This is a genomic window from Kitasatospora sp. NPDC058406 (genome assembly GCF_042722765.1).
Classification (GTDB): domain Bacteria; phylum Actinomycetota; class Actinomycetes; order Streptomycetales; family Streptomycetaceae; genus Kitasatospora.
Map to the genome: position 1 here is coordinate 1 of NZ_JBHXKE010000356.1, position 6,929 is coordinate 6,929.

Here is a 6,929-nt window from a genome sequence, read left to right on the forward strand (position 1 = left end):
GACCCGGGGCGGCAGCGGCGTCGGTCGGCGGGGTGCGGGCCGGTCAGCCCTCCGCGGCCGGCACGGCCGCCGGGATGTTCCCCAGCCCGTCCGCGCCGACCTGGACCGCCGACTCGTCCAGCGCGGCCGAGACGACCGGCTGCGGCTTCCCGTCGAGGTCCAGCACGGGCACCGCCTCCTTGTACCAGGACTCGATGACGGCGTTGCCCCAGAAGTCCCGGCGCCGGTCGTCGTTCACGTTCCAGCGGAAGGTCTCGTGGTCCGGGTCGCCGGTGTAGTAGTCGGAGGTGTAGATCTCCACCCGGTGGCCGTCCGGGTCGCGCAGGTACACGTAGAAGGCGTTGGACACGCCGTGGCGCCCGGGCCCGCGCTCGATGTGGTGCTCGGCCCGCAGCGAGCCGAAGATGTCGGCCGTCCGCAGCACCTGGTGCGCCTCGGGGGCGAAGACCCCGACGTGGTGCAGCCGCGGCCCGGCGCCGCTGGTGAACGCGACGTCGTGGACGGTCTGCTTGCGGAACATCCAGGCCGCGTACAGCTCGTGCTCGTCGCCCTCGATGGTCTCCGAGCAGCCGAAGCCGAGGGAGCGGTAGTGCTCGTAGGCGGCGGGTATGTCCGGCACCACGATGTTGAAGTGGTCCAGCCGGGCGACCTCCGCCCCCCGGCGCAGGTCGTACCGCTGGATGAGCCGCTCGGCCCGCTCGATCGCGTGGAAGAACTCGACGGTGAAGCCGAGCGGGTCCACCACGCGGACGGCGTCGCCGACGCCGCGGGTGCCGGTGCCGGCCGGGACCCGGCGCACGGGGCAGCCGAGTGCGGTGAAGAACTCCTCGGCGTGGTCCAGGTCCTCCGGGGTGCGCACCCGGTAGGCGAGGTGGTCCAGCGCGGCGGCGTCGCCCACCCGCAGGACGAGGCTGTGGTGGGTGAGCTCGTCGGTGCCCCGCAGGTACAGCGTGCGGTCGTCCTCGTACTGGACGTGGAAGCCGAGCATGTCGACCCAGAACCAGCGGGTCCGGGGCAGGTCGGTGACGACCAGCTGGGCGTAGGCGGAGCGTACGACGTCCGGGGGGGTGGGCATCTCCGTGACCTCCATCTGCGGGTCAGTGCTGCTCGTCGGCGCCGAAGCGCGGGGTGTGGACCTCACCGAGCATCACGTGGACGATCTTGGACTCGGTGTAGAAGTCGATGCTGTGCGCACCGCCCTCGCGGCCGAGGCCGCTGGCCTTGACCCCGCCGAACGGCGTGCGGAGGTCGCGGACGTTGTGGGAGTTGATCCAGACCATGCCGGACTCCACGGCGTGGGCGACCCGGTGACCCCGCTTGAGGTCGGACGTCCACACGTAGGCGGCCAGACCGTACTCGGTGGCGTTGGCCAGGTCAATGGCCTCGTGTTCGTCGTCGAACGGGGCGACCGCGACCACCGGGCCGAAGATCTCCTCCTGGAAGATCCGGGCGTCGCGCGGCACGTCCGCGAAGACGGTCGGCCGGAGGTAGTTCCCCTCGGGCAGGTGCTCCGGGCGTCCGCCGCCGGCGACCAGCCGGGCCTCCGTGCGTCCGGTCTCGACGTAGTCCAGCACCCGCCGGTAGTGCTCGGGGTGCACCAGCGCGCCGACCTCGGTCGCCGGGTCGCCCGGCAGGCCGACCCTGACCCGCTCGGCCCGCTCGGCCAGCCGGCGGGTGAACTCCTCGTACAGCGGGCGCTCGACAAGGACCCGGGAGCCGGCCGTGCAGCGCTCGCCGTTGAGCGAGAAGACGCCGAACACCACCGAGTCCAGGGCGGCCTCGACGTCCGCGTCGGCGAAGACCACGACCGGGGACTTGCCGCCCAGCTCCATGGAGACGGTCTTCAGCCGGTTCGCCGAGCAGCGCACGATGTGCCGGCCGGTGGCGGTGGAGCCGGTGAACGACAGGATCGGCACGTCCGGGTGGTCGACCAGGGCCTGACCGGCCTCCGGGCCGAGCCCGTGCACGATGTTGACCACGCCGGCCGGCACGCCCGCCTCGGTGAGGATCTGCGGCCAGAGGCTGGCGGACAGCGGGGTCCACTCGGCGGGCTTGAGCACCAGGGTGCAGCCGGAGGCGATGGCCGGTGCCAGCTTCCAGCTCTCCAGCATGAACGGGGTGTTCCACGGGGTGATCAGTCCGGCCACGCCGACCGGGGTGCGCACCACGTAGTTCAGCTGCTGGCTCCCGACCCGGAACGCCTCCTCGCCGAGGGCGACGACGACGTCGGCGAAGTAGCGGAAGTTCTCGGCGGCTCGCCGGGCCTGGCCGCGCGCCTGGGTGATCGGCAGGCCGGTGTCGAAGGACTCGAACGCGGCCAGCTCCTCCTCGCGGGCCTCGACGGCGTCGGCGATCCGGTTGAGCACGGTGGCCCGCTCGCGGTTGCCGAGTGCCGCCCACGCGGGGAAGGCGGCCCTGGCCGCCGCGACGGCGCGCTCGACGTCACCCGCGCCGCCCGCGGCGAGGGTGGCGTAGGGGGTGTTGGAGACCGGGTCGGCGACGTCGAGGACGCGGCCGTCGGCGGAGGGGGCGGCCGCTCCGCCGATCCAGTGCAGGATCGCGCCGGGCAGTCCGGCCGGGCGGGCCGGCGCGCCGGCGGGGTCGGCGGCGGCCTCCGGGGTCGCCTGGGTGCTGGTGGTCATCTCGTCTCCTGCTCTCGTGGTGGGCGGGGCCGCCGGCCCCGGGGTCACAGCTGCTGGGTCAGGTCGCCGCCCGCGGCGAGGAGCGCGCGGATCCGCTCCAGGCCGGCGTCGGTCGGGGCGGTGAGCGGCGGACGGACGTGGTCGGAGGCGATCCGCCCCTGCCGGGCCAGGACCCACTTGGCGGGGGCCGGGTTGGTCTCCACGAACAGCAAGTCCACCAGCGGGTGGAGCCGGTAGTGCAACGCGCGGGCGCCGGCGTGGTCGCCCTGCTCCCACAGTTCGTACATCCGGGCCACGGCGGCGGGTGCGAGGTTGGCGACTGCGCTGATGAACCCGGCCCCGCCGAGCGCCATCAGGGGCAGGCAGAGCAGCTCGATGCCGGACCAGACGAGCAGTTCGGGGCCGCAGGCGTGCAGGACGCGCGAGAAGTGCTCGAAGTCCTTGGTGGTCTCCTTGACGCCGACGACGTTGTCGAAGTCGGTGAACAGCCGGCGCACCGTCTCCGGCTCGATGTCCACGGCGGTGCGCGAGGGCACGTTGTAGATCACCAGCGGCAGGTCGGGGAACTCCCGGGCCACCGTGGCGTACCACCGGTAGAGCGCCTCCTGGGTGGGCCGCGCGTAGTACGGGGTGATCACCAGCGCGGCGTCGGCGCCGAGTTCGGCCGCGGCGGCGGTGAGTTCGAGGGTCTCGTCGAGCTTGGCGGAGCCGGTCCCGGGCAGGAACGGCACCCGGTCGGCGATCTCGTCGGCGGCGGTGCGCATCGCGGCGATCCGCTCCGCGACGCTCTGCGCGCTCGGCTCGCCGGTGGAGCCGCCCAGCGAGATGCCGTGCGAGCCGGAGTCGAGCTGCCAGCGGACGAGGGCGCGCAGCGAGTCGTGGTCCACGGCGCCGGCGTCGGTGAAGGGGGTGACCACGGGGGCGAGGGAGCCGCGGATCACGGACGGGTCGCTTCGGAACTTCATCGGTTCTCCGTCGGGAGTGGGGGAGGAGAGGGGGAGAGGGGCGGGGAAGTGCGGGCGGGGAAGTGCGGGAGTGAGCGGGGGTCAGTCGCCCTGCGGCCGGTGCTCGCGCAGGTAGAGCGCGCGCCAGTGCTCGTCCATCGGGTAGAGCCCCTTGATGCCGGCGCCCCGGTCCACCTGCCGCAGGATGAAGCGCTCCTCGTCCTCCTGCGTGACGGCGGCCCGGGCGACCTCGGCGGCCAGTGCGGGCGGGATGACCACGACCCCCTCGGCGTCGCCGACCAGCACGTCGCCGGGCATGACGAGCACCCCGCCGCAGGCGACCGGCACCTGCGAGTCCATCGGGACGTGCCGGCGGCCCAGCACGGCGGCGTGCGCGACGGCGTAGTAGGAGGGCAGGTCGAGCTCGGCGAAGGCCGGGCTGTCGCGCAGCCCGCCGTCGGTGACCACCCCGGCCGCGCCGCGGCGCAGCGCGCGCAGCGCGAGGATGTCGCCGAGGGTGCCGGAGCCGTGCTCGCCGCGGGCCTCGATGACCAGCACCTCGCCGGGCAGGATCTCCTCGACGGTGCTCTTCTGGGCGTTCATCCCGCCGCCGCGCTCGGCGAACACGTCCTCGCGCAGCGGCAGGTAGCGCAGGGTGCGGGCGACGCCGACCATCCGCAGGTCGGGGCGGGCCGGGCGGACGCCCTCGATGAAGTGGTGGTCGATGCCGCGTGCGCGCAGCTGGCTGGAGAGCGTGGCGGTGGAGACGGTGCGCAGCGCGGCGGCGGTCTCCTCGTCGAGGCCGGCCGGGCCCGCGGGGGCGGCGGCGCGTCCGGCGGCCGGCGGCGGGTGGCCGGCGTCGTGCGCGGATCCGTAGGCCGCCTGCCGGGCGGCCTCGGTCGCCCGCGGCAGCGCGCCGTACTCGGTGACGCCGGGTTCCTCGGCGACGATCTCGTTGCGCAGCCGGCCGCTCTCCTCCAGCTCGACCTCCACCACGTCGCCGGGGCGGACGACGGTGGAGCCGGCCGGCGTGCCGATCAGCAGGACGTCGCCCGGCTCCAGGGTGGTCGAGCGGGACAGGTCGGCGATCAGCAGGTCGACGGGGAAGAGGAGTTCCTCGGTGGAGGCGTCCTGGACGAGCAGGCCGTTGACCCAGGTGCGCAGCCGCAGCCGGGCCGGATCGACGTCGGTGAGCAGGGCGGGGCCGACCGGGGTGTAGCCGTCGCGACCCTTAGCCCGCAGGTTGGCGCCGAGGTCGGCGTGCTTGAGGTCGTAGACGCCGAAGTCGTTGGCGGCGGCGTAGCCGGCCACGTGCTCCAGGGCGTTCTCCCGGGAGACCCGGTGGGCGCGGGTGCCGATCACCACGGCGATCTCGCCCTCGAAGGCGAGCAGTTCGCAGCCCGCCGGGCGGACGACGGGCCGTCCGCTCCAGGAGAGCGAGGTGGGGGGCTTGAGGAAGTAGGAGGGGGCGTCCGGTGTCCGGCCGCGTTCAGCCGCGCGGCTGCGGTAGTTGAGGTGGACCGCGATGATCTTTCCCGGCGCCAGCCCTAGGGGGTGCTCCACGTTGCCCTCCTGTAATCGTATACGGCATCATGCACGATAGCGGACGCGATGGGCGCTGACCATGGTTGATCGGATGCGACTTCGTACATGATCCGTGGGCGCAGATCGACCCTGTCGAGGTCATGACCGGGGAGGGTGCGTGCAGTACTATCAAAAATCGTATGCGAAAACTGGGGAGAGGTGCAGGGGCATGAGAGAGATCGACGGCCTGGCGGTGCGGATCATCACGCCGGCGGAGGGCGACGTGCGGACCACCGGAGGGGAGCCGCCCGTCGTCCTGCTGCACGGCTTCGTCTCCGACGGCGTGACCGACTGGATCGCACCGGGCACCGCCGCCGCGCTCGCCGCCACCGGCCGTACCGTCGTGGTGCCGGACCTGCCCGGCCACGGCGCCTCGGTCGACCCGGTCGACGCCGCCGAGATGGGCGCGGGCACCCTGACGGACCGTCTGCTGGCGGCCCTGGACGCCCTCGGGATGGGGGAGTTCGACCTCGTGGGCTACTCCCTCGGCGCCCGGCTGGCCTGGGAGTTCCCGGCCGTCGCGCCCGGGCGGGTGGGGCGCGTGGTGCTCGGCGGGCTCAGCCCGCGCGAGCCGTTCGCGGCCGTCGACGTCGAGGCGCTGCACCGCGCGGTGGCCGGCGGCGGCGAGCCCGAGGACCCCTTCACCGGCATGGTCGCCGGCCTGGTCCGCTCGCGCGGCGACCGGGCCCCGGCCCTCGCCCGCTGCGTCGAGGGGCTGCGCAACACCCCCTTCGCGCCGGGCGGTTGGGCCGGCCGGGTCGCGCCGGTCGTGGTCGTCGGCGCGGACGATGTGATGACCCGGGGCATCGAGAGTATCGTTGCTCCCCTTGACGGGGCGGAGCTGGTGACCGTCCCCGGCGATCACCTGGGGGCCGTGGCCGGTGCGGAGTTCCGCCGTGTCGTACTGAAGGCCCTCGCACGGTGACCGCACGGGGCGCGCGGACCGCCGAGCGGTCCGCCACGGGGGCGATGGCCGGTGTGAGGAAGGACGAGGGAACGGCGTTGGGTTCCGCGAAGGACCGATCCACCGGCGGGTCGAAGGCCGAGCAGAGTTACGAGCTGCTCCGCTCACGCATCCTCGACGGCACGTACGGGCCGGGCTACCGGCTGGTCATGAACCAGCTCGCGCAGGAGACCGGGGTGAGCACCATCCCGCTGCGCGAGGCGCTGCGCCGGCTCCAGTCGGACGGCCTGGTCGAGGTGGTGCGCAACATCGGGGCCCGGGTCGCGGTCTTCGAGTCCGTCCAGGTCGAGCACTCGCTGCAGATCCTGGCCCGGCTGGAGGGGTACGCGACGGCCATCTGCGCGCCGCTGCTGACGCCGGACCAGATCGCCGCCTCGCGCGAGATCAACGCCCGGATGGTGGCCGCGCTGGACGAGTTCGACCCGGCCGCGTTCACCGCCCTCAACCGCACCTTCCACTTCTCCATCTACCAGCACTGCCCGGACGCGCACCTGCGGTCGCTGCTGGAGGCCGAGTGGGCCAGGCTGGACCACATGCGGCGCTCCACCTTCACCTACGTCCCGGGCCGGGCCCGGCGCTCGGTGGTGGAGCACGAGCACATCCTCGACCTGATCGAGCGGGGTGCCGACATGGCGGAGATCGAGCGCGTGGCCTGTGCCCACAAGGCGGCCACCGCCGACGCGCTGCACCAGGCGAAGCCGTCGGGCTGAGCCGGACCCGGCGTCCGGACCCGGGTCCGGACGCCGAGCGGGGCGCCGAGCCCGCAGCAGGGGCGGCACGCGGAAGGGGCGGGAG

The 6,929-nt window shown here is 73.7% G+C and carries 6 protein-coding genes; 2 read left to right on the plus strand and 4 right to left on the minus strand.

Going from position 1 to position 6,929, the window contains the following annotated elements; translation table 11 throughout:
- Positions 1 to 43 precede the first annotated feature (43 nt).
- From hpaD to ACFWOG_RS38260, 4 genes are all read right to left on the minus strand, one after another.
- On the minus strand, positions 44 to 1,075 hold the full coding sequence (gene hpaD, locus ACFWOG_RS38245) for a 3,4-dihydroxyphenylacetate 2,3-dioxygenase (RefSeq protein ID WP_329879822.1): 1,032 nt from the start codon (positions 1,073 to 1,075) through the stop codon (positions 44 to 46).
- A gap of 22 nt (positions 1,076 to 1,097) precedes the next feature.
- Positions 1,098 to 2,642, minus strand: coding sequence for a 5-carboxymethyl-2-hydroxymuconate semialdehyde dehydrogenase (gene hpaE, locus ACFWOG_RS38250; RefSeq protein ID WP_380364124.1), 1,545 nt, complete (start codon positions 2,640 to 2,642; stop codon positions 1,098 to 1,100).
- A 44-nt stretch (positions 2,643 to 2,686) separates the two neighbouring features.
- Positions 2,687 to 3,607 carry a 4-hydroxy-tetrahydrodipicolinate synthase gene (dapA, locus tag ACFWOG_RS38255; RefSeq protein ID WP_329947643.1) on the minus strand — a complete coding sequence of 307 codons (921 nt, stop codon included), beginning with the start codon at positions 3,605 to 3,607 and terminating at the stop codon, positions 2,687 to 2,689.
- Positions 3,608 to 3,688: 81 nt separating this feature from the next.
- A complete protein-coding gene (locus ACFWOG_RS38260) occupies positions 3,689 to 5,149 on the minus strand; it encodes a fumarylacetoacetate hydrolase family protein (RefSeq protein WP_380364126.1) in 1,461 nt (486 codons plus the stop codon).
- A gap of 190 nt (positions 5,150 to 5,339) precedes the next feature.
- On the opposite strand from ACFWOG_RS38260, the gene ACFWOG_RS38265 reads away from it, so the two are divergent.
- Entirely contained in the window at positions 5,340 to 6,095 is a 756-nt protein-coding gene (locus tag ACFWOG_RS38265) for an alpha/beta fold hydrolase (protein WP_380364128.1), read from the plus strand.
- 77 nt (positions 6,096 to 6,172) lie between these two features.
- Positions 6,173 to 6,844 carry a GntR family transcriptional regulator gene (locus tag ACFWOG_RS38270; protein WP_329947646.1) on the plus strand — a complete coding sequence of 224 codons (672 nt, stop codon included), beginning with the start codon at positions 6,173 to 6,175 and terminating at the stop codon, positions 6,842 to 6,844.
- Positions 6,845 to 6,929 lie beyond the last annotated feature (85 nt).

What these genes read in the sequence shown, in the direction of transcription:
- hpaD (WP_329879822.1), bottom strand. Translation starts at nt 1,075, where the DNA reads ATGCCCACCCCCCCGGACGTCGTACGCTCCGCCTACGCCCAGCTGGTC.
- hpaE (WP_380364124.1), bottom strand. Translation starts at nt 2,642, where the DNA reads ATGACCACCAGCACCCAGGCGACCCCGGAGGCCGCCGCCGACCCCGCC.
- dapA (WP_329947643.1), bottom strand. Translation starts at nt 3,607, where the DNA reads ATGAAGTTCCGAAGCGACCCGTCCGTGATCCGCGGCTCCCTCGCCCCC.
- ACFWOG_RS38265 (WP_380364128.1), top strand. Translation starts at nt 5,340, where the DNA reads ATGAGAGAGATCGACGGCCTGGCGGTGCGGATCATCACGCCGGCGGAG.